Genomic DNA, 21,314 nt, shown 5'->3' on the forward strand with positions numbered 1-21,314 from the left:
TTCCCTGGCACGGCGAGGCCACCTTCCTCCTCTCGGCGGGAGAGGCGAAGGCCGGGCGTAGAGGGCCGCGCGTTCCGCAGCCAGAGGCAGCCAGAGGATTGCGCCGGCCAGAAGCGCGTAAACCACCCGCCCGAGTCCGGCATAGGAGATCGCGGCGGCAAAGGGGCGGCCCGGGGCAAGGCGCCGCACGGCAGCGCACCGCCCGGCGGAGACCGGCTCATCCCCAGCGGGGCTGGTCGGTGCCGAGCGGCACGGGCGGGCGGCTCCATTGCGCCGGCGTCTCGGACAGCACGGCCGCATGGCGCACGGTGGCCACCCGCCCGAAAGCGGTATCCCTCTCCTCCATCAGCTCCGGCTCGGGCCCGGGCGCCGGCGCGGCGAAGCCTCCCGCCACGCGGCCCAGACCGCGCAGCCAGTGCCCGGTGCGGGCCAAAGAGACCTGCACATGCCAGCTTCCCCCTTCCTCCGCGCGGCGCATCAGGGCGGCCAGGGCGCCGAGCGCCATGAGATACCCGGCCCCATGGTCCAGCGCCTGGCAGGGCAGCGGCTTCGGCGTGCCTGGCGCGCCGGCCGCCTCGGCCTCCGCATCGTTGAAGCCGCTGGCGGTTTGCACCAGCGAATCGAAGCCGCGCCGCCCCGCCCAGGGCCCGGCCCGGCCATAGGCGCAGAGCGAGACGCAGACGATCCCGGGCCGCAGCGCCGCAACCTCCTCCGGCCCGAAGCCACGCCCGGCCATGGCGCCGGGCCGGTAGCCCTGGATAAACAGGTCCGCCCCGCGGATCAGGTCCCGCAGCCCATCCCTCCCCGCCTCCTCCCGCAGGTCCAGCGCGGCGGAGCGCTTTCCCCGGCCGGTATCCACCACCAGGCTGGGAATGGAGGGGAGATGCGGCGCGGTGACCAGCATCACCTCCGCCCCGTGGGCTGCGAGCACCCGCCCGCAGACCGGCCCGGCGATGATCCGGGTCAGCTCCACCGCCCTCAGCCCGGCCAGCGGCCGGGGCGCGAGCGGCGGGAGGGGCTCGGGCGGCGCATCGCCGATCCGGGTGATCTCGATCAGCGGCAGGTCGGCCACCGCCCTGCCCTGAGGATGCGCGTCCCATTCCGCAAAGCGCCGCATCATCGCGGCGGGCAGGCCGGCCGCCGCGGCCGCCTCCTCCAGCCGCGCGGCCTCCCAACCCTCCAGCGCCCGCGCCACGGCGTCGCGCTCATGCGCGGCGCCGAGCAGCGCCAGGAAGCCGTCCCGGTGATGCGGGAAATTCGTGTGGATGCGGACCCAGCGGCCATCGCCGCAGCGATACGCGCCCGCGATGGCGTCCCAGGGGTCGCCAAGGGGCGCCCCGCCCACCCGCATCAGCTGCTCGCTGCGGAACTCCGCCAGTGCGTGGCGCGCCTCAACCAAGACACGCTGGGCGGGCCCGCCACGCCGGTGATGGATGTCCGCCGCCGCCAGCCCGACCCCGCCAATTCCCGCCATGGCGGCCGCCGCGAGCCGGAAGGAGGAGGGCAACACCGGGTCTGCCCCGGAGAGCCGCGCCCGTACCAGGGCTCCAGGCGACAGCCCCACCCCCGTCCAAAGTCGCGACAAGACCTGATCCGGCGTGTCCATGCGGCAAGGCGAGCATGGAAGCGGACACCCCGCAACGCGGCCGCACCGCCGCCCAGCCATGCGCCGGCTCCCGCCCCTGCCCTGCCCTGCCCTGCCCTGCCCTGACACAGGCCACAGCGGCTCTGACGCCAGCGTTCGATACCGGGGAATTTACGCTTCCTATCCTGTCGCTCGCTTAAACTTGCGCGCAGCATCCGCGCCTCCGGCCACGCCGGGGCGTTTCCCTGCCCGCAAGGGGCATGAAAGAGGCGGTGTGACAGATCAGCGGGTATCTTGTGTCGGCTGCCGGGAGAGCCGCCTGGACTTCCCCTTTACCATGGCCTTCCAGCCCATCATCGACCTGCGGGACAGCCGGATCGATTCCCATGAGGCGCTGGTGCGCGGCCCCCAGGGCGAGGGGGCCGGCGTCATACTGGCCAGGCCCAATGCCGTCTATGAGCCCCGGGCCTGCATCCGCCGCACGCTGGACGCCGCCGCGCGCACCGGCTTTCCGCTCGACCGGCTGACCTTCGAGCTGACAGAGGATGAGCGCATCGCCGATGTGGGGCACATGCTCTCCATCATCACCGAATACCGTCGCCACGGCTTCGGCATCGCGCTCGATGATTTCGGCACGGGCTATTCCGGCCTGGCCCGCCTCGCCGCGTTGCGGCCGGACTGCGTGAAGCTCGACCGCGCCCTGGTGAAGGACTGCGACACGGACCGCATCCGCCTCGCCATCGTCGCCAGCATGGTCGGGCTGGCCTCCGCAATCGGCGTGAAGCTGGTGGCGGAAGGCGTGGAGCGCATCGGCGAGGTCGAGGCGCTGCGCGGCGCGGGGGTGCGCTTCATGCAGGGCTTCTACTTCGCGCGCCCCCTGTTCGAGGACCTCGTCCCGGAAGCGGAGATCCGCTGGCCCGTCCCCGTTCCGTCCTGACCGCCGCTCCTCATTCGTTCCGCAGCAGCGGTGCCGCCTTGGCGCGAAGGGCGAGAGCCGTGCCCGCATAGCCCATCGCCAGGGTGAGCACGACGCAGAGGATGATCGTGCCGGCCAGCGTGCCAGGCAGGAAGGTCCAGTCCGCCCGCATCACGAAGCGCGTCACGCCCCAGGAGGCCGCCGTGCCCACCGCCGCGGCGACGATCCCGGCGACGAGGCCGAGCAGGCCGAATTCCACCAGCCAGGCACGGCGTATCTGCGCCCGCGTCGCGCCGAGCGTCTTCAGCACCACCGCATCCCGGATCCGCCGCCGCTGCCCCGCGGCCACCGCCCCCGCGAGCACGAGAAGGCCGGAGAGGAGCGTGAGGGCCGCCGTGGAGGACAGCGCGGTGCCGAGCCGGCGCAACAGCGCGCCCAGCGCATCCAGCGCGTCGCGCACGCGGATGCCGGTGACGTTGGGGAAGGCATCTGTCACCGCCCGCAGCAGCGAAGCGTCCCGCGCCGGGTCGCCGCGCACCGTGGCGATATGCGTGTGCGGTGCCGCCTCCAGCATCCCGGGGGAGGCGATCATCGTGAAGTTCAGCCCCAGGCCGCGCCACTCGATGTCACGGGTGGAAGCGACGCGCAGGGGGATGTCGCGCCCCAGCACGTTGACGGTGATGGTGGAGCCCGGGCCGGCATTCCAGCCGCGCGCCAGCCGGTCATCCAGGGAGACGAGCGGCTCGCCCCGGTAATCCGCCGCCCACCATTGCCCCTGCACGATCCGCGTGCCCTCCGGCGGCGTGGCGGCATAGGTCAGGCCGCGGTCCCCGCGCAGGGCCCAGCGCGTTTCCTCCGTCGCCTGCACTTGCTCCACCGGCACGCCGTTCACGGCGGCGATGCGCGCCCGCAGCGAGGGCACGCGCTTCACCTCCGTCACGCCCGGAACGGCGCCCGCGACCCGATCGAACTCCGCCGCCTGGTCGGATTGCACGTCGATGAAGAAGAAGGAGGGCGCGGCATCCGGCAGGCTCTCGCTGATCTGGTAGCGAAGGTTGCCCTGGATCAGCGCGATGGCCGCAAGGGTCGTCAGCCCGATGCCGAGGGAGACGAGCATGAGCGCCGTGGGCGCGCCGGGCCGGTGCAGGTTGGCGAGACCGAGGCGCAGCGAGGGGCGGCTGCGCGCTGGAATCCGCCGGGCGACCGCCTGCAGGCCCGCCGCGGCGACGCGGAAGAGTCCCAGCGTCGCCAGCGCGGCCGCGCAGAAGGACAGCGCGAAGAGCGGCCGCTCCGCCGTGCCGACAACCAGCGCCACCAGCAACGCCACCGCGGCGGCATTCGCCAGGATGAGCCCGATGCGCGGGCGCGCGCCGGCCACGGGCTGGATATTGTCCCGGAACAGCGCGGCGCCCGGAATGTCCTGCGCCCGGCCGAGCGGCCAAAGCGCGAAGGCCAGGGCGGTGAGCATCCCGTAGGCGGCGGCCAGCGCGAGCGGCAGCGGATAGAAGCCAAGGCGGGGCGGCACGGGCAGCGCATCGGCCAGCGCTAGGGCCGCCGCCCAGGTCAGCCCGTAGCCGGCCACCAGCCCGATCGCGATGCCCAGCAGGGCCAGCCCGATCACCTGGATTAGATAGGTCGCGAAGATGGCGCCGGCCGGCGCGCCGAGGCAGCGCAGCGTGGCGATGGTGCGCCCCCGCTGCTCCAGCCAGGACCGCACGCCGGTGGCGACGCCGATGCCGCCGACGAGCAGCGCGGTGAGCCCGGCGAGGACGAGGAAGGAGGCCGCCTGGTCGAGAAAGCGGTTCACGCCGGGCTGCCCCTGCGAGGCCTCCCGCACGCGCCAGCCGCCATCCGCGAAGGGCTGGTTGCGCAGCGCGGAGGCGAAGGCACGCCCATCCGTGCCCGGCGGCAGCGCGGCCCGGATCTCATAGGTCACGAGGCTGCCGGGCTGGATCAGCCCCGCCGCGTCCAGCGATGCCAGGGGGATCAGCGCGCGCGGCCCCAGCACCGCCGGGCCGGCCACCTTGTCCGGCTCGGAAACCAGCCCGCCGCGATAGGCGAAGCGCGCCTCGCCGATCCGCAGCTCGGCCCCGGGCGCGAGGTTGAGGCGCTGCGCCACCAGGGGGTCCATCACCACCGGGGGCAGGCCGTTCGCCCCGGTGCCGACCGGACCCGGCGGGTCGAGTTCCAGGACGCCATACAGCGGATAGGCGGTATCGGCGGCCTTCAGCTCCACCAGCGTCCGCTCGCCCGAGGGCGCAACGGCCATGGCGCGCATCAGGACCAGCTCGGCCACGCGCCCGCCCTGCGCCTCGATCCAGGCCCGTGCCTCCGGCGGGAACGGGCGGGAATTGGCGGCGACCACGTCGCCGCCCAGCAGCCGGGCGCCATCCGCCTCTAGCCCCGCCTCCACCGCGGCGCGCAGGGTGCCCACCGCCGCGATGGCGGCCACGCCCAGCGCCAGGCAGGCGAGGACAATCCGCAGGCCCCGCACGCCGCCGCGCAGCTCCCGCCGCGCGAGGCGCCAGCCCAGGCTCCAGTTGCTCATGCGGGAACGGCCCGTGAGTCGGAGACGATCCGCCCATCCTCCACCCGCACCTGCCGCTCGCAGCGGGCGGCGAGCGAGGGGTCATGGGTGATGAGCACGAGGGTGGTCGCGAAGCGCTCCCGCAGGCCGAAGAGCAGGTCCATCACCCTCTCGCCCGTCGCGCGGTCCAGGTTGCCCGTGGGCTCGTCGGCCAGGAGGAGGGCGGGCTCGGCCACGAAGGCGCGGGCGAGGGCGACGCGCTGCTGCTCGCCGCCCGAGAGCTGGCCGGGATAATGGGAGAGCCGGTGGCCCAGCCCGACGGAGCGCAGGGCCTCGGCCGCCCGGTCGAAGGCATCGGGCCGCCCGGCGAATTCCAGCGGGATGGCCACGTTCTCCAGCGCTGTCATGGTGGGAACGAGGTGGAAGGCCTGGAAGACGATGCCCAGGCTGTCCCGCCGGAAGCGCGCCAGCGCGTCCTCGTCCAGCGCCGCCAGATCCTTCCCGGCCACGCGGAGGGTGCCGCCCGTTGCCCGTTCCAGCCCCGCGAGAAGCATCAGGAGGGAGGTCTTCCCCGAGCCCGAGGGCCCGACGATCCCGACCGCCTCCCCCGGCGCCACCGAAAGATCGACGCCCCGGAGGATGTTGACCTCCCCCCCTGCCCCCACCACCCTGAAGGCCAGTGAGCGTGCGTCAATCAGGGGCTTGCCGGCCGTCGCATCCGCGGCGGCCGGGGTCTGGGTCAGGGAGTCCGGCATGGAGGCGAGATTGGGGCGCCGGAGGCTCCTTGTTAGGGGGAGCGCGGGTTTCGTTCTGTGTCTGAACGGGATGGCCCAGGCGCAGTCCCCGCGCCCCATCCGGCTGCTGATGCTGGGGGACAGCATCACGGCCGCCTATGGCCTCGCCCGGCCGGAAGGCCTGCCGGCCAAGCTGGAGGCCGCCCTGCGGGCCAGGAGCCGGGCGGTGACGGTGATCGACGCCGGGGTTTCGGGAGACACGACAGCCGGCGGGCGCGCGCGGCTGGAATGGGCGCTGGCGGAGCGGCCGGATGCGGTGATCGTGGCGCTTGGCGGCAATGACGGGCTGCGCGGGGTCGAGCCCCGCAACAGCCAGGCCAACCTCAAGGCCATCCTCGACATGCTGAAGGCGCGGAACCTGCCCACCCTGCTGGCGGGCATGCTCGCCCCGCCCAATCTGGGCGCCGATTACGGCCGGGAATTCGCCGAGGTCTTCCAGACCCTCGCCCGCGAGAACCCCGATGTCGTCTTCTACCCCTTCCTGCTGGACGGCGTGGCGGGGGACCCCGCGCTGAACCAGCCCGACCGCATCCACCCCAACCCGCAAGGCGTTGACGAGATGGTCCGTCGCATGACGCCCGCCGTCGAGACGCTGCTCAGCAAGGTGAGGCCCGCCTAAGCCCCATGGTCCGCCTCTTCGTCGCCCTCGCCCTGCCCGAATCCCTTCGGACGCAGCTCTCGATGCTGGCCGGCGGCATCCAGGGCGCGCGGTGGGTTCCACCCGTGAACTACCACCTCACCCTCCGCTTCATCGGCGAGGTGGAGGGTTGGCGCGCCGACGAGGTGGACGAGGCGCTCTCGGCCATCCGCTGCCGTCCCTTCGACCTCTGCCTGCGCGGGGTCGGCACCTTCGAGAAGGCCGGGAAGATCCAGACCCTCTGGGTCGGGGTCGAGAAGTCGGAAGGGCTGACGCATCTGCAGGCGAAGATCGAGACCGCGCTGCAGCGCGTAGGGCTGGACGCCGAGCGGCGCCGCTTCGCCCCGCATGTCACGCTGGCCCGCACCGACCGCGCCCCGCCGGACAAGCTCGTCTCCTGGGTGCAGTCGCACAACCTGTTCCGCGCGCCGCCCGTGGCCATGGAGCATTTCACCCTCTTCTCCTCGCGCCTGGGCAAGGAGAACCCGGTCTATGTGCCGGAGGTCGAATACGAGCTTGCCTGAAGGCTGATCCGACCCGATCTCCGGGAGGATATGGCCCCTCCAAAGATCGTCATCCTGACCGGCGCCGGCATTTCCCGCGAATCCGGCCTGCACACCTTCCGCGACGCGGACGGCATCTGGGCCCGCCACCGCATCGAGGATGTGGCGACGCCCGAGGCCTTCGCCCGCGACCCCGCCCTGGTGCAGGGCTTCTACAACGCCCGCCGCGCCCAGCTGCGCGACCCGTCCCTGCGCCCGAACGCGGCGCATGAGGCGCTGGCGGAGCTGGAAGCGCGCTGGCCCGCCGACTTCCTTCTCGTCACCCAGAATGTGGACGACCTGCATGACCGCGCGGGCTCGAAGCGCCTGGTCCATATGCATGGGGAACTCGCCAAGGCGCGCTGCCTGCATTGCGCGGCCGTGAGCCACGCGCCGGGCGACCTCACGGCCGAAACGCCCTGCCCCGCCTGCGGCCGCGCCGGCGGGATGCGCCCGCATGTCGTCTGGTTCGGCGAGATGCCGCTGGAAATGGAGCGCATCGGCGCGGCGCTCGAGGGATGCGACCTCTTCGTCTCCATCGGCACCTCCGGCGCCGTCTATCCTGCGGCCGGCTTCGTGCGGGAGGTACGCCACCGCGCCGACACGCTGGAGCTGAACCTGGAGCCCAGCGAGGGCAGCCATCTCTTCGACGAGGCGCGCCACGGCCCCGCCACCCAGCTCGTGCCCGCCTTCGTGCGGGAGATGCTGGCGAAATGGGGCTGATCCGCCCCGCCCCGCCCGCCGCGCCACCCGGCACGCCCGCCCGCGACCCCGGCCTGCGACCCGGGGCGGAAATGGCGGAGGCCGCCGCGGCCGCCAGCGCCTGCACCCTCTGCGCGCCCCATCTGCCGCTCGGCCCGCGCCCGATCCACCAGCTGCACGCCCAGGCGCGGATCGTCATCACCAGCCAGGCGCCCGGTACCAAGGCGCATCTCTCCGGCATCCCGTTCGAGGACGCCTCCGGCGAACGGCTGCGCGACTGGCTCGGACTGGGCAAGGACCGCTTCTACGACCCGACCCTGGTCGCCATCATGCCGATGGGCATGTGCTACCCCGGCCGCGAGCCGCGCGGCGGCGACCGGCCGCCCCGCCCGGAATGCGCGCCGCTGTGGCACCCACGCCTCCTGCCCCTCTTCGCCGCCCCACGGCTGCGCCTCCTCGTCGGCGCCCATGCGGTGCGATTCGTGCTCGGGCGCGGCATGCCCTTCGCCGAGCGCATCGAACGCTACGCGGAAACCCTACCGATGCACTTCCCCCTGCCCCACCCGTCCTGGCGCACGCTCGTCTGGGCGAAGCGGAACCCCTGGTTCGATACCGAGGTCATCCCCGCCCTGCGCCGCGAGGTGGCGCGGGCGCTGGGGGATTGATCCTGGCGGGGTTTGTTCTTCGCTGTTGGTCTGTCCTGGGAAGAGGGAGAAGGAATTCTGCCTCCCCCCAGGTCCCTCACCATCATCTTTTTCTAGAAGCTTGGAATCACTCGGCTGACGGTGCGCCTCGGGTCATGGACCCGAGGCGACTGCAACGGCAGGAAACGCGCCCAGTAACCCGAGACCCCTTCGATCATCGTATCCACGGCAGTCAGACGGGGTTCCAAGGGGCTCAGGCCCTTGGCGGGTTGAGGGCGGAGCCCTCAAACGCGAAGCCCTGAAAACCTCCGGAAGGACAGCATGAACCGCGCCGCGCTTCTCCTCCTCATCGGAATCGCATGGCCACTCCGGGCGGAGCCGCTCGACCGGGTGGAGGCGATGGATTTCCTCGTCCAGTCCGCCTGTTTCGACGAGGCCGATCGCCCGCTTCGGGGCCGGCTGCCGTTCGAGCTCGGCTGTGACCAGCGCCGCCCCATGCGCCAGGGAGAAGTGCTCGCCTGGCGCAAGACCGACTGGCCCGGCACCGCCCATGCCGCCGCCCAGCCGGAGGGCTACATGGCCTCCGACGCCGTGCTGGGCCGTTTCGCGGGGCAGGAGGCGGCGATCCAGACCTTCGATGTCGGCGGCGGATCGCTCGCCTTCGGGCGGCTGGACCCGATGGATGGCGGCCAGGTGGCGGTGCTGGGCCCGCTGGGCGCCGATTTCGTGGTCACGCAGGATGGCGGGAAGCCGAGCCGGCTCCAGTGGTTCCTCTCCCCGGATTGCCGGCCCGGGGCGGCGCCGGCCGCGGGCTGGCTCATCTTCGGCCCGGATGTGCCGCGCGGCCTATGGGCGCAGCGCGTGGCGCGGCTGCGGATCGCCGATGCGCCCGACGCCTGCCCCACGGCCTTCGATTCCGCCCTGACCCGCTGGCGGCGCGAGACGATGCGTCTGCCCGTCCGCTTCCACGACGATGCGCGGCCGCGCGAAGTGAAGATGGATGTGATCGTCTCCGAGCATTATGGCGGCGCGACCATCGCCGATGCCTGGCACCTTGAGCGCTTCTGGCACGCGCGCGGGCTCGGCATGGTCCGGTGGGAGCGCTGGGACCAGGCCGCGCATGTGCCGCGCACCCCGGAGCGGGCCGCCTGGTTCGCGGAGACGGGCCGCTGCGGCTCCGTGCCCTTCTCCACCGCTCCCGGCCCCGGCTGGGCCATGGTGGACTGCCGCAGCTGGACGAACTTCCGGCGCCCGAGGCCGAACGAGAACCTGCGCCCGATCCCTTGGCCGCCCTGAAGGCCCTGATCCTACCGCGCGGAGAGATCGGCCATGACGGCCGGCACCTCGGCCAGAAGCTCCCGCGCCAGGAAGCCGAGCGGGCCGATACGCCGCGCGAGGCGATGCCCCGCCTCGGCATGCAGCCAGACCGCCCAGGCGGTGGCCTGCATCGGCGGCGTGCCGCGGGCGAGCAGCCCGGTGACGATCCCGGCCAGGGTGTCGCCGGAGCCGGAGGTGGCCAGGCCCACAAGCCCGTGGTCGCAGAACAGGGCCTGGCCGTCCGGCGCGACCACCCAGGTCTGTCCGCCTTTCATGGCCACCACGGCGCCCAGCACCGCCGCGGCACGCCGGGCCGCCGTCAGCGGATCGGCGGAGACCTCCTCCTTCGGGATGCCGAGGATGCTCGCCATTTCCCCGGCATGGGGCGTCACCACGCTCCGGCCGGCATGGCGCCGCAGGGCTTCGGGGCGTGCCGCGAGGTCGCTCAGCGCACCGGCATCCAGCACAACGCCGAGGCCGGGTTCGATGCCGCCGAGCAGGGCGCCGACCAGCGCCTCCGCTCCCTCGCCCGGCAGGCCCGGCCCGATCAGCAGCGCGGCGCAGGCGCCGAGCCGCGGCACCAGCGCGCGGGCGGCCCCCGGCCCGATGCAGCCGTCCTCCGTCTCATCGAGGGCAATCACCAGCGCCTCCGGCATCGCCATGGCCAGATGCGGCGCCATGGACCGCACGGTGGCGAGGCGCAGCTTGCCCGCGCCGGCGCGCAGCGCGGCCTCCCCCGCCAGCAGCACGGCGCCAGGCACCTCGGAGCATCCACCGACCACCTGCACCGTGCCGCGCTGCGACTTGTCGTCGTCCTGGGCCGGGAAGGGCAGCGGATGCGCCCGGAGCCAGGCCGCGTCGATCAGCGTCACGCGCCCACCGCCTTGGCGTCGGGCTCGGCCGTGACCGGCGTTCCCTCACGCTGGAGCGGCGCCACGAAGTTGTAGCGGGCAAGCTGCAGCGAGCCGGTCGCGCCCTTGGCGGGGTCGAAGCGGTATTCGGTGATGCCGCAATTCGGCACGTCGCTCTCGCGGTCGATCGCGAGGATGTCCTCCTCCGTCATGTTCTCCAGCAGGTAGCGGAGGCACAGCACCACCACCTGGTGCCCGACGATCAGCACGCGGCGGCCCCCATGGTGCAGGCTGATCGTGTCGAGCGCGGAGCGCAGCCGCAGGATCACGTCGCACCAGGATTCGCCGCCGGGCGGACGGTGGTAGAACTTGCCGAGGATGCGGCGGAACTCCGCCTGGTCCGGATGCACGTCGCGGATGCCGAGCGTGGTCAGCCCGTCCAGCACGCCGAACTCCTTCTCGCGCAGCCGCTCGTCGATGACGAAGTCCTCACGCTCCAGCGGCAGCCCGCCGGTTTCATGCACCAGCGCGGCCGTCTGCCGCGCGCGCCGGTAGGGCGAGCACAACACCACCTCGGGCCGCTGCTCTTGTGGCAGGGAGGCAAACCACAGCCCGAGGGAGCGGGACTGCTCCTGCCCCAGCGCGCTCAGCGGCACGTCCACGTCCCGTCCTTCCAGCGCGATCCGGGCGGCGTTGTTTCGGTGTGCCTCGTCGCGCGCGACATTCCCCGCGCTCTCGCCATGGCGGACGATCCAGAGCGTGTCGGGCCATCGCTGAGATGGCCTGGGATGGTGGCGATCGGGCATGGGAAGTCCTCTCTGCCAGCCCCAACGCCGCGCGCCCGGGCGGGTTAGACGCGGGACAGCATGGGCTGGCCTCGAAACGCAACTTTTCGGTTGCAAATAGCGCCTCGGCTTGGCACGGTTCGCGCAACCAGGAGGTTGCATTCATGTCCGACCGCATCGAGAAGACCATCGAGCTCAAGGCGCCGCAGGAGCGCGTCTGGCGCGCGCTGACCGACCACGAATCCTTTGGCGCCTGGTTCGGCGCGCGGATCGACGGCCCCTTCATCCCCGGGGAGGTCTCGACCGGCCGCATCACCATTCCAGGCTACGAGCATGTGCGCTGGGAGGCGGTGGTGGAGCGGATGGAGCCGCAGCACCTCTTCGCCTATCGCTGGCACCCCTATGCCGTGGACCCGGCGGTGGATTACAGCGGGGAGACGATGACCCTCGTCGAATTCCGGCTGGAAACGATCCCGGGCGGCACGCGCCTCACCGCCACCGAGTCAGGCTTCGACGCCCTGCCCGCCATGCGCCGCCCCGAGGCCTTCCGCATGAACAGCGAGGGCTGGCCGCATCAGCTCCGGAATATCCAGCACCATGTCGAGCTCCAGCCCGCCGGCTGACGGGGATCCGGCGCCGGTCTTCTCCGCCCTCGGCGACCCGACGCGCTTGGCGCTGCTGTCCACGCTCAGCGACGGGCAGCCGCGCTCGATCGCCAGCCTTTCCGCCGATGCGGGCATGACGCGCCAGGCCGTGACCAAGCACCTGCGCGTGCTGGAGGGCGCGGGGCTGGTGAGCAACATCCGTGTCGGGCGCGAGAGCCGCTTCGCCTTCGCCCCCGGCCCGGTGGCACGGGCGCGTTCCTATCTCGATGAGGTTTCCGCCCGCTGGGACGAGGCGCTGGAGCGGCTGCGCGCCTTCGTGCAGCGCCCGGACTGAAGGGGGCTGCTGCCTTAGCCCTCGCCCTCCAGCCGCGCGATGCCTTCCTCGGAATAGCCGAAATGATGGGCGATTTCGTGGATCAGCACGTTGCGCACCAAGCGAAACAGGTCCTCGCCGCTCTCGACCCATTCCACCAGGATGGGCTCGCGGTAGAGCAGGATGGTGTCCGGCTCCATGGGCGCGTCCAGCACGGACTTCTCGGTCAGGGGCGTGCCGCGGTAGAGGCCGGTCAGCTCCCAGGGGTGCTCGAGGCCCATGGCCTCCAGCGTCTCGTCATCCGGCAGCTCCTCCACCAGGATGACGGTGCCGCGCACGGCCTCGCGCAGCGGGGCAGGAATGGCGGCGAAGGCGGTCTCCGCCAGCTCGGCCAGGTCCTCGGCGCTCGGCGGCGCGCCCCAGCGCATCTCGGTCTTCGTCATGTCGCCCAAGGGGGGCATAAGGGCGGACCGGTCAAGAGAAACTCCAGAAACGATCATGGTCGAGCCTCTCTCCCAGCCCCGCCGCGACGCGCTGGCCGGGCTCCTGCCGCACTGGGCGCCGACGCCGGGCCGGGATGCGATCCGGCGCGAGCTCCGCTTCCGCGACTTCTCCGAGGCCTTCGGCTTCATGACCCGCGTCGCTCTGCTGGCCGAAACCCAGGACCATCACCCCGAATGGTCCAATGTGTGGAACCGGGTGGAGATCACCCTCACGACCCATGATGCGGGCGGCCTCAGCGAGCGCGATATCCGCATGGCCCAGGCGATCGACGCGCTACTCGGCTGACGCGTCCCGGTTGCGCGCGGGGGCCAAGCGCGGGCAACCTCCTCCGCAACCGCCGAGAGCACGGCGGAGGAGAGGAATGCCATGCCGATCACCCGCCGCGCCGCCCTGGCCGCGCCCGCCCTGCTTCTCGGGCGGCCCGCCCTCTCGCAGGGGACGAGCTTTCCGACGCGCGCCGTGCGCATGGTCGTGCCCTACACGCCGGGCGGCGTGTCCGACATCACCGCGCGGCTGATCGCCGAGCCGCTGGCCGCCCAATGGGGCCAGCCCGTGCCGGTGGAGAACCGCGCGGGCGCGGACGGCATCATCGGCACCGAGGTGGTCGCGAAATCCGCGCCGGACGGGCACACCCTCTCCCCCGTCTCGGTCGGGCATCCCGTGAACGCCGCGTTCTACCGGCTGCCCTATGACACGATGAAGGACTTCTCCTTCCTCACCCTCACCACGAAGACCCCGCTCGTCCTCGTCGCCGGCAAGAACTTCCCGGCCAGCACGCCGGCCGAGCTGGTGACCCGCGCCAAGGCCAGCGGCGCCAACCAGGTCACCTTCGCCGGCACCTCGGGCGTGGTGCGCCTCGCGCCGCTCCTCTTCGCCCAGCGCGCGGGGATCGAGATGACCTATGTGCCCTATCGCGGCTCCACGCAGGCCCATCCGGACATCATGGCGGGCCGGGTGGACATCATGTTCGACACGGTGCCGGCGGCGCTCTCCCATATCCAGTCCGGCAACTTCAAGGCGCTGGCCACCACCGGAGCCGTCCGCGCGCCGCAGCTGCCGGACGTGCCGACGCTGGGCGAGGCCTTCATGCCGGGCTTCGAGGCTTCGACCTGGGGCATGGTGATCGGCCCGGCCGGGATCCCCGAGGCGTTGGCCGCGAAGATTTCGGCGGATTGCGGCGCGGCGGTGATGCGCCCGGATGTGAAGGCCCGGCACGATACCCTCGGCGCCGAGGTGGTCCGCTCCACCCCCGAGGAGACCCGCCGTTTCGTGCAGGCGGAGATGGAGAAGTGGGGCGATGCGGCCCGGAAGGCCGGCATCCAGCCGCAGGCGGCCTGAGTATGCTGGAGGTCCGGCGTCGCGGCCTCGCCCTGGGCGGGCTGGCCGTGCTCTCATCCGGCATGGCCACAGCCCAGACCCCGCCCGCCGAGATCGCCACGGCCCTGGCGCCCGGCGGAACGCTCCGGGTGGCCATCAACTTCGGCAACCCGGTCCTGGCCCAGCCCGACCCCGCCACAGGGGCGCCCCGCGGCGTCTCGGTGGAGCTGGCGGCCGAGCTGGGCCGCCGCCTGGGCCTGCCCATCCGCTTCATCACCTACGACGCGGCCGGGAAGGTGACCGACGCGGGAAGGCGGGGTGCCTGGGACCTGTGCTTCCTGGCCGTGGACCCGGTGCGCGCCCAGGGAATCCTGTTCTCCGCGCCCTATGTGGTGATCGAGGGCACCTATCTCGTGCCCCAGGCCTCGCCGCTGCGGGCGATCGAGGATGTGGACCGGCCGGGGCTGCGCGTCGCGGTGGGCCGGGGCAGCGCTTATGACCTCTACCTCACCCGCGCGCTCCGCAGCGCGGAGCTGGTCCGGGCCCCCAGCTCCCCCGAGGCGGTGGAGCTCTTCCGGCGCGACCGGCTGGATGCGGTCGCGGGGGTGAAGCAGCCGCTGGTGGACTACGCCCGGGCGCATCCGGAGATGCGGGTCATCCCCGGGCGGTTCATGGTGATCGAGCAGGCCGTCGGGATCCCCCAGGGGCGGGACGCGGCCCTGCCCTGGCTCCGGGCCTTCGTCGAGGAGATGAAGGCTTCCGGCTTCGTGGCCCGGGCCCTGGCGGCGAGCGGCCAGGCCGACGCGGCCGTGGCGCCGGCGGCAGGCTAGGCGCCTTCGACAAGCCGGGCGGTGGGGTTAGGATCGCGCCATGCGAACCTTCCCCTTCGTCACCGTCGACGTCTTCACGGACCGCCGCTTCGGCGGCAACCAGCTGGCGGTGTTTCCGGACGCGCGCGGCCTTTCCGATGCCGAGATGCAGGCCCTGGCCGCCGAGTTCAACCTGAGCGAGACGACCTTCGTCCTTCCGCCGGAGAACCCCGCCCATACCGCGCGAGTGCGGATCTTCACCCGGCAGTATGAGATGCCCTTCGCCGGCCACCCGAATGTCGGCACAGGCTTCGTGCTCGCCCAGCAGGACGGGGCGGACCGCCTCGTCTTCGAGGAGATCGCCGGCCTCGTCGAGATCCTGGTGGAGCGCGATGCGACGGGCGGCGTGGTCGGCACCACCATCGCCGCACCGCAGCCTCTCTCCCTCGGCGAGCGCTTCCCCGCCGCCTCCATCGCCGCCTGCGCCGGGCTGGAGGAGGCGGCCGTCCGCAGCACGGCGCATCCGCCGGTCCATGCCGGCACCGGCAACCCCTTCATCCTTGCGGAGGTGGAGCCCGAGGCGCTCCCCCGAGCCCAGCCCGACTTCGCCGCCTTCCGCCGGCTGGTGGAGGCGCATCCCGGGCTGAAGGGGCGTGGGAGCCTCTATCTCTACGCCCATGCCGGGCCCGGAGCCGTCCGGGCCCGCATGTTCGCACCGCTCGGCGGGACGGTAGAGGACGCGGCGACGGGCAGTGCCGCCACGCCGCTCGCCGCCCTGCTCCTCTCCCTCTCCGGGGAAACGGAGGCGCGGCTGGACATCACCCAGGGCGTCGAGATGGGCCGCCCCAGCCTGCTGCGCACGCGGGCCCACCGCGCGGCGGATGGCATCCGCGCGACCGTCGGCGGGGGCTGCGTGCCCGTGCTGCGGGGCGCGGCGCTGCTCTGAGCCCCGCGGTTGTTTGACGCGGACGCTTGACATGGACGGGCCTGGAGGGCCCCTGCCGGCGATGCCCCCCCGGACCCAGCCCGTTCCCGCGATGACGGCGGAGACCGAAGCCCTGCTGGCCGACCGCCTCGCCTCCGGCCGCTATCAAGATGCCGACGAGGCGCTGCGCGCCGCCCTGCGCCTGCTGGAGGAGCAGGAGCGCGGCGAGGCCGATCCGCGCCGTGCCTTCCGCATCGCGCTGGACGAGCAGCTGCGGGACCTGACCGATCCGGTGGAGGCCATGGTGGCCGCCTCCGGCATGCTCGGCCGCGAGCTGGGTGCCGCCCGCGCCGGCTATGGCGAGATCGACGCCGCTGGCGAGGTGGTGCGGGTCGAACGCGACTGGACGGATGGGACCGTCCCCAGCCTGGCGGGCGGGGCACGGCTGCTGGACGGCTTCGGCGCCCCCTTGATCGCGGAGCTGCGCGCCGGCCGCGTGCTGGTGGTGGAGGATTGCCGCACCGACCCGCGCGCCGAGGGAGAGCAGCAGGCGGCCACATGGGCCAGCATCGGCACCCGCGCGCTGATCGTCGCGCCCCTGGTCAAGGCGGGCCGCCTCACGGCCATCCTGTATGTGCACGAGCCCGCGCCGCGGCGCTGGAGCTCCGCCGAGGCGACGCTCCTGCGCGAGGCGGCCGAACGCACCTGGGACGCGGTCGGCCGCGCCCGCGCCGAGGCCGCGCTGCGCGAAAGCGAGGAACGCCACCGCACCCTGTTCGAGCTGGCTCCCTTCGCCGTTTTCCTCATCGACCCCGTCAGCCATGCGGTGCTGGACGTCAACGCCTATGCCTGCGCGACCTATGGCTACACGCGGGAGGAGTTCACGCGCCTCTCGATCGCGGATGTGGATGCGCTGGGCGATTCCGCCGCCATCCGCGCCCGCGGCCGCGCCGGGACCATCGCGCCGGGGCTGCAGAGCTTCGAGGCCCGCCACCGCACCCGCGGCGGCGAGATCCGGGACGTGATGGTGCGCGTGCAGGGCATCCGCCTGGGCGGGCGCGATGTGACCTACTGCGCCCATCTCGACATCACCGCCCGAAAGGCGGCCGAGGCCGCGCTGCGCGCCAGCGATGCCCGCCTGCGCCTTGCGATCGAGGCGGCGCGGCTCAGCACCTGGGAGTTCGACCTGGTCCGCGGCACCGGCACGCGCGCCGGCCCGCTGACGCAGGAGCTGCCGGTGGTGCCCGGAGAGGGCTTCGACCTGGAGGCCTGGCTCCGGAGCATCCACCCGGAGGACCGGGCCCCGGTGAGGGAGCGGTTCTGGACCGTGATGCGCGGCGAAGCCCCGCGCTTCGCGGCCGAGTTCCGCGTGCGCCGTCCGGAAGGCACGTCCGAGGGAGACTGGGCCTGGGTCAGCTCCTTCGGCGCGGCGGTGGAGCGCGACGCCGAGACCGATCTCCCCACCCGGCTGGCCGGCGTCGCGCAGGATATCAGCGGGCGCAAGGCCGCCGAGGCCCGGCGAGCCCTGCTGATGCGGGAGGTGGACCACCGCGCGAAGAACGCCCTTTCCGTCGTGCAGGCCGCGCTCCGCCTCACGCGCGCCGAGGACGTTCCCTCCTATCGCCGCGCCATCGAGGGACGGGTGGCCGCCATGGCGCGGGCACAGACCCTGCTGGCGGAGGATCGCTGGACGGGCGCCGACCTGCGCGCCCTCCTCTCCGGCGAAGTGGGGCCCTTCCTCGTCGGGGACGAGGCCCGGGCGCGGCTGGAAGGTCCGCCCGTGACGCTGCCGGCCCGCGCCACCCAACCCCTCGCCATGGCGGTGCATGAGCTGGCGACGAATGCCGCCAAGCACGGCGCCCTTTCCTCCCCAGCCGGGCGGCTGCGGATCGGCTGGTGGCTGGAAGGCGGGCCGGACGGCCGGCTGCACCTGCGCTGGGAGGAAAGCGGCGGCCCCGCCCTGGCCGGCCAGCCCGGGCATCGGGGCTTCGGCTCGCGCATGCTGGACGGCACGCTGCGCGGCCAGCTCGGTGGGCAGGTGCGGATGGACTGGTCCGGGCCGGGGCTGGTCTGCGAGATGATGGTGCCGCTCGACCCTGGCCGAGAGCCGGGCTGAGCGTCAGCCACCGGCCAGGGCGCGGATCTCGGCCGCGCTACGGCCCGCCGCGCGGAGAGCGCGCAACGCCACGGCGCCGTCCCGCTTGGCCAACCGCTTCCCGTCCGGCCCCAGCATCAGCGCGTGGTGCCGATAGGCCGGCGCCGGCCAGCCCATCAGCGCCTGGAGCAGCCGGTGCAGCTCGGTTGCCGGCTTCAGGTCCTCGCCCCGCGTGACCAGCGTGACGCCTTGCAGCGCGTCGTCATGGGTCACGCAGAGGTGGTAGGAGGCGGGCGTGTCCTTGCGCGCCAGCACCACGTCGCCGAAGCGCGCGGGGTCGCAGCGCAGCCGTCCCTCGCCCCTTTCCTCGAAGAAGAGCGGCGTCCCGACCGCGGACAGCGCCGCCGCCATGTCGAGCCGCAGCGCGTAGGGCGCACCCGAGACGATGCGCGCCGCGCGTTCATCCGCCGAAAGCCGCCGGCAGGTGCCGGGGTACAGCGCGCCCTCCGGCCCATGCGGCGCGGCGCCGATGGCCGCCACCTCCCGCGCGATATCGGCGCGGGTGCAGAAGCAGGGGTAGAGCAGCCCGCGCGCCGAGAGCCCGTCCAGCACGGCGCGGTAGTCGTCGAAATGCGCGGACTGCACGCGGACGGGCCCGTCCCAGTCCAGGCCTAGCCAGGCGAGGTCCTCCAGAAGCGCCTCGGCAAATTCCGGGCGGCAGCGGGTGCGGTCGATATCCTCGATCCTCAGCAGGAAGCGGCCGCCGGCCTCCCGCGCCGCCCGCCAGGCGATCAACGCGGAATGGGCATGGCCGAGATGGAGGTATCCCGTGGGGCTGGGCGCGAAGCGGGTGACGATCCCGGCGGGAGGGGGGCTTGCTGCCATCGCGCGGGCCGGGTTAGCCGGGTGGCAGCACAAAGGAAAGCACCGATGGCCGAGCTGGACGGACCGCGCTGGGGCCCCGCCTCGAAGGGCAAGCCGAAGCAGATCGTCTTCCTGCTGCATGGCGTGGGGGCCGACGGGAACGACCTGATCGACCTCGCCCCGCGGTGGTCCCAGGCGGTGCCGGATGCGCTGTTCATCTCCCCCCACGCCCCCACCCCCTATCAGGGCGCGCCCTTCGGCCGGCAGTGGTTCGACCTGATGGACCGCACCCCGGCGCGGCTGGAAGCGGGGGTGCGCGCGGTCTGCCCGGCGCTGGATGCCGCCATCGCCCATGAATGCGCCGCCGCCGGCCTGCCGGAGACGCATGTGATGCTGATGGGCTTCAGCCAGGGCGCCATGACCGCGCTGTTCTGCGGCCTGCGCCGGGCGACCCCGCCGGCCGCCATCCTCGCCTTCTCCGGCATGCTGCTGGCGTCCGAGTCCCTCGGCGCGGAGCTCCGTGGCCGCCCGCCCGTGCTCCTCGTGCATGGCGAGGCGGACCAGGTGGTGCCGGCCGCCGGAAGCCGCATGGCGGAACGAGAGCTGCGCGACGCGGGCGTGCCGGTGGAGGCCGTGTACTCCCCGCGACTCGCCCATGGGATAGACGATGCGGGTCTCGCCGCGGGGGCGCTGTTCCTGCAGCGCGCGGCGGCAGGCCTGCCCGGGGCCTGAGCCGGGCGCAGGGGCGCGCGTGAAGGTCCGGTGAAGCTGCGCGAGGGGCGAGTTGCACCCCCCGTCCGGCGCTGTCATCCTCCCGCTCGTTCGGGGCGGCGCCACTTCATCTGGGGCCCGACCGCCCGGCCGAGCCCCAGCCATGGTGGTGCCGCGCCTCCGGCAAGGAGCAGCGCGTGCCAGACGGTTCGACTCTCGGCGGCGACTACGGCGATCTTCCCGCCTTCGGCTCACCCATCGGGGGGCGGTCCTTCCCTGCCCTCGTCCTGAACGCCGACTTCCGCCCCCTCTCCTATTTCCCGCTCTCCATCTGGTCTTGGCAGGATGCGGTGAAGGCGGTCTTCCTCGACCGCGTCTCGGTGCTGAACGAGTACGAGACCGAGGTGCATTCCACGAGCCTGACGATGCGCCTGCCCAGCGTCATCGCGCTCAAGGAATACATCCCCGCCGCGCGCCGCCCGGCCTTCACCCGCTTCAACGTGTTCCTGCGCGACCGCTTCGAGTGCCAGTATTGCGGCGCCGACCGGCCCGCCCCGGACCTCACCTTCGACCACGTGATCCCCCGCAGCCGCGGCGGCCGCACCACCTGGGAAAACGTCGTTGCCGCCTGCGGGCCCTGCAACCTGCGCAAGGGCTCCAAGCTCCCGCGCGAGATCGGCATGCATCCCCGGCAGGTGCCGCGCCAGCCCACCTCCTGGGAACTGCAGGAGAACGGCCGCGCCTTCCCGCCCAACCACCTGCATGAAAGCTGGCGCGACTACCTCTACTGGGACAGCGAGCTGGAGAGCTGACCCGGGGTGGACCGCCTCCTCTTCTTCATGTGGCGCCTGTGGCGAAACCCGCCCTCGCGCACGAAGCTCATCGTGATGATGGTCGCCCTCGGCCTCGCCTTGGGGCTCGTGCTGGTGGAACGCTATGTCGGCTGGCCCGACGCGTTGCGCACGGAACGGGTGCCCCGGCCGCGGCTCCCGCATCTCTGAGCGCCGCGCGGTTTTTGCCGCTGGGGGCCCTTGTTCTGCGCTCTCGGTCTGTCCCGGGGAGAGGAAGAAGGAATTCTTCCTCTCCCCGGACCCTCACCATCATCTTTTTCTAGGCTCAGGACCCATTAATTTGCTTGCGGCGACGCGGGCGGGCGTGATTCTGAGCGGGGCGGAGGTGCCCCGATGTCCGTCCCGTTCCTGCTCACCCCGGCTCAGATGCGGCGCATCCAGCCTTACTTCCCGCGCTCGCATGGCATCCCACGCGTGGACGACCGCCGTGTCCTCAGTGGCATCGTCTTCGTCATCCAGGGCGGGCTGCGCTGGCGCGATGCCCCGCCTGGCTATGGCCCGCACAAGACCCTCTACAACCGTTTCGTCCGCTGGAGCCGCATGGGCGTGTTCAGCCGCATCTTCGCGGCGCTGGCCGGCGAGGCGGGCGAGCCCGACCGCCTGATCATCGACAGCACCCACCTGAAGGCTCACCGCACCGCGGCCAGCCTCCTCAAAAGGGGGCGCCTGGCCGGTGCATCGGCCGCACCAAGGGCGGGCTGAACTCCAAGCTCCACGCCGTCTGCGACGGCCAGGGCCGCCTCATCGTCATGATGCTCTCGGAAGGCCAGATGAATGACCAAAAGGGCGCCAACATCCTCGCCCCTGTCCTGCCCAAGGCCCGCGAGCTGATCGCCGACCGCGGCTACGACAGCAACCCGTTCCGCACCGCTCTCGCCGAGCGCGGCATCGCCGCCTGCATCCCGCCCAAGAAGAACCGCAAGCAGCCCATCCCCTACGACAAGGCGCTCTACCGCCTGCGCCACCGCATCGAGATCGCCTTCGGCCGACCCAAGGACTGGCGACGCATCGCAATCCGCT

24 protein-coding genes are annotated in these 21,314 nt (G+C 72.6%); 17 read left to right on the top strand and 7 right to left on the bottom strand.

The window, feature by feature from the left end; all coding sequences use genetic code 11:
- Positions 1-217: 217 nt before the first annotated feature.
- Entirely contained in the window at positions 218-1,585 is a 1,368-nt protein-coding gene (locus BUB97_RS19055; protein WP_245818365.1) for a CoA transferase, read from the bottom strand.
- Between the two features lie 337 nt (positions 1,586-1,922).
- Here BUB97_RS19055 and BUB97_RS19060 point away from each other — a divergent pair, with 337 nt between their 5' ends.
- Positions 1,923-2,522, top strand: a complete 600-nt coding sequence (locus tag BUB97_RS19060) for an EAL domain-containing protein (protein ID WP_073137693.1) — start codon at positions 1,923-1,925, stop codon at positions 2,520-2,522.
- Positions 2,523-2,532: 10 nt separating this feature from the next.
- Here BUB97_RS19060 and BUB97_RS19065 read toward each other — a convergent pair whose 3' ends face one another.
- On the bottom strand, positions 2,533-5,049 hold the full coding sequence (locus tag BUB97_RS19065; protein ID WP_073137695.1) for an ABC transporter permease: 2,517 nt from the start codon (positions 5,047-5,049) through the stop codon (positions 2,533-2,535).
- Positions 5,046-5,783 carry an ABC transporter ATP-binding protein gene (locus BUB97_RS19070; RefSeq protein WP_073137697.1) on the bottom strand — a complete coding sequence of 246 codons (738 nt, stop codon included), beginning with the start codon at positions 5,781-5,783 and terminating at the stop codon, positions 5,046-5,048. Before BUB97_RS19070 ends, BUB97_RS19065 begins: the two co-directional genes overlap by 4 nt.
- A 70-nt stretch (positions 5,784-5,853) precedes the next feature.
- On the opposite strand from BUB97_RS19070, the gene BUB97_RS19075 reads away from it, so the two are divergent.
- The 5 genes from BUB97_RS19075 (at position 5,854) to BUB97_RS19095 (ending at position 9,643) form a co-directional block, all read left to right on the top strand.
- The gene (locus tag BUB97_RS19075; RefSeq protein WP_073137699.1) at positions 5,854-6,441 is read left to right on the top strand and encodes an arylesterase; all 588 of its coding nucleotides are present in this window, start codon (positions 5,854-5,856) and stop codon (positions 6,439-6,441) included.
- A gap of 5 nt (positions 6,442-6,446) precedes the next feature.
- On the top strand, positions 6,447-6,983 hold the full coding sequence (gene thpR, locus BUB97_RS19080; RefSeq protein ID WP_073137701.1) for an RNA 2',3'-cyclic phosphodiesterase: 537 nt from the start codon (positions 6,447-6,449) through the stop codon (positions 6,981-6,983).
- Positions 6,984-7,013: 30 nt separating this feature from the next.
- Positions 7,014-7,724, top strand: coding sequence for a Sir2 family NAD+-dependent deacetylase (gene cobB / locus BUB97_RS19085; RefSeq protein ID WP_073137703.1), 711 nt, complete (start codon positions 7,014-7,016; stop codon positions 7,722-7,724).
- The gene (locus BUB97_RS19090; protein WP_408906144.1) at positions 7,715-8,368 is read left to right on the top strand and encodes a uracil-DNA glycosylase family protein; all 654 of its coding nucleotides are present in this window, start codon (positions 7,715-7,717) and stop codon (positions 8,366-8,368) included. The genes cobB and BUB97_RS19090 overlap by 10 nt, the downstream gene beginning before the upstream one ends.
- Before the next feature lie 300 nt (positions 8,369-8,668).
- Positions 8,669-9,643: a hypothetical protein gene (locus BUB97_RS19095; RefSeq protein WP_073137705.1), complete on the top strand. Its 975-nt coding sequence runs from the start codon at positions 8,669-8,671 to the stop codon at positions 9,641-9,643.
- Between the two features lie 11 nt (positions 9,644-9,654).
- Here the strand turns inward: BUB97_RS19095 and BUB97_RS19100 are convergent, their stop codons facing one another.
- Positions 9,655-10,536, bottom strand: coding sequence for an NAD(P)H-hydrate dehydratase (locus BUB97_RS19100; RefSeq protein ID WP_073137707.1), 882 nt, complete (start codon positions 10,534-10,536; stop codon positions 9,655-9,657).
- Positions 10,533-11,321: a histidine phosphatase family protein gene (locus BUB97_RS19105; protein ID WP_073137709.1), complete on the bottom strand. Its 789-nt coding sequence runs from the start codon at positions 11,319-11,321 to the stop codon at positions 10,533-10,535. The genes BUB97_RS19100 and BUB97_RS19105 overlap by 4 nt, the downstream gene beginning before the upstream one ends.
- A 143-nt stretch (positions 11,322-11,464) precedes the next feature.
- On the opposite strand from BUB97_RS19105, the gene BUB97_RS19110 reads away from it, so the two are divergent.
- Positions 11,465-11,923, top strand: a complete 459-nt coding sequence (locus BUB97_RS19110; protein ID WP_073137711.1) for an SRPBCC family protein — start codon at positions 11,465-11,467, stop codon at positions 11,921-11,923.
- Positions 11,898-12,239, top strand: coding sequence for an ArsR/SmtB family transcription factor (locus BUB97_RS19115; protein ID WP_073137713.1), 342 nt, complete (start codon positions 11,898-11,900; stop codon positions 12,237-12,239). Before BUB97_RS19110 ends, BUB97_RS19115 begins: the two co-directional genes overlap by 26 nt.
- Before the next feature lie 14 nt (positions 12,240-12,253).
- Here BUB97_RS19115 and BUB97_RS19120 read toward each other — a convergent pair whose 3' ends face one another.
- Complete coding sequence (locus BUB97_RS19120; RefSeq protein WP_245818366.1) at positions 12,254-12,661, bottom strand: metallopeptidase family protein; 408 nt, start codon at positions 12,659-12,661, stop codon at positions 12,254-12,256.
- A 55-nt stretch (positions 12,662-12,716) separates the two neighbouring features.
- On the opposite strand from BUB97_RS19120, the gene BUB97_RS19125 reads away from it, so the two are divergent.
- The 5 genes from BUB97_RS19125 (at position 12,717) to BUB97_RS19145 (ending at position 17,889) form a co-directional block, all read left to right on the top strand.
- Positions 12,717-13,007, top strand: a complete 291-nt coding sequence (locus BUB97_RS19125; RefSeq protein ID WP_073137715.1) for a 4a-hydroxytetrahydrobiopterin dehydratase — start codon at positions 12,717-12,719, stop codon at positions 13,005-13,007.
- Positions 13,008-13,088: 81 nt separating this feature from the next.
- Positions 13,089-14,060, top strand: a complete 972-nt coding sequence (locus BUB97_RS19130) for a tripartite tricarboxylate transporter substrate-binding protein (protein WP_073137717.1) — start codon at positions 13,089-13,091, stop codon at positions 14,058-14,060.
- A gap of 2 nt (positions 14,061-14,062) precedes the next feature.
- Positions 14,063-14,869, top strand: coding sequence for an ABC transporter substrate-binding protein (locus BUB97_RS19135; protein ID WP_175562684.1), 807 nt, complete (start codon positions 14,063-14,065; stop codon positions 14,867-14,869).
- A 40-nt stretch (positions 14,870-14,909) separates the two neighbouring features.
- A complete protein-coding gene (locus BUB97_RS19140) occupies positions 14,910-15,794 on the top strand; it encodes a PhzF family phenazine biosynthesis protein (protein WP_073137718.1) in 885 nt (294 codons plus the stop codon).
- Between the two features lie 61 nt (positions 15,795-15,855).
- Positions 15,856-17,889, top strand: a complete 2,034-nt coding sequence (locus BUB97_RS19145; protein WP_073137720.1) for a PAS domain S-box protein — start codon at positions 15,856-15,858, stop codon at positions 17,887-17,889.
- Positions 17,890-17,892: 3 nt separating this feature from the next.
- On the opposite strand, the gene gluQRS is transcribed toward BUB97_RS19145, so the two are convergent.
- Positions 17,893-18,753 (bottom strand): tRNA glutamyl-Q(34) synthetase GluQRS, encoded by an 861-nt coding sequence (gene gluQRS, locus BUB97_RS19150; protein ID WP_073137722.1) that lies wholly within the window; start codon positions 18,751-18,753, stop codon positions 17,893-17,895.
- Between the two features lie 45 nt (positions 18,754-18,798).
- Between gluQRS and BUB97_RS19155 the strand changes: the two genes are divergently transcribed.
- The 4 genes from BUB97_RS19155 to BUB97_RS26955 form a co-directional block, all read left to right on the top strand.
- Positions 18,799-19,464, top strand: coding sequence for an alpha/beta hydrolase (locus BUB97_RS19155; RefSeq protein ID WP_073137724.1), 666 nt, complete (start codon positions 18,799-18,801; stop codon positions 19,462-19,464).
- Between the two features lie 176 nt (positions 19,465-19,640).
- Positions 19,641-20,255: an HNH endonuclease gene (locus BUB97_RS19160; protein ID WP_408906145.1), complete on the top strand. Its 615-nt coding sequence runs from the start codon at positions 19,641-19,643 to the stop codon at positions 20,253-20,255.
- 6 nt (positions 20,256-20,261) lie between these two features.
- A complete protein-coding gene (locus tag BUB97_RS19165) occupies positions 20,262-20,444 on the top strand; it encodes a hypothetical protein (protein ID WP_073137725.1) in 183 nt (60 codons plus the stop codon).
- 183 nt (positions 20,445-20,627) lie between these two features.
- Positions 20,628-21,314 (top strand): IS5 family transposase gene (locus tag BUB97_RS26955; protein WP_245818367.1). Its coding sequence is split into 2 segments (ribosomal slippage), with 688 coding nucleotides annotated over them: positions 20,628-20,958 and positions 20,958-21,314; the frame shifts between segments, so codons are not numbered across the junction. This gene is flagged as partial in the annotation.

Source organism: Muricoccus roseus (genome assembly GCF_900141905.1).
Taxonomy (GTDB): domain Bacteria; phylum Pseudomonadota; class Alphaproteobacteria; order Acetobacterales; family Acetobacteraceae; genus Roseomonas; species Roseomonas rosea.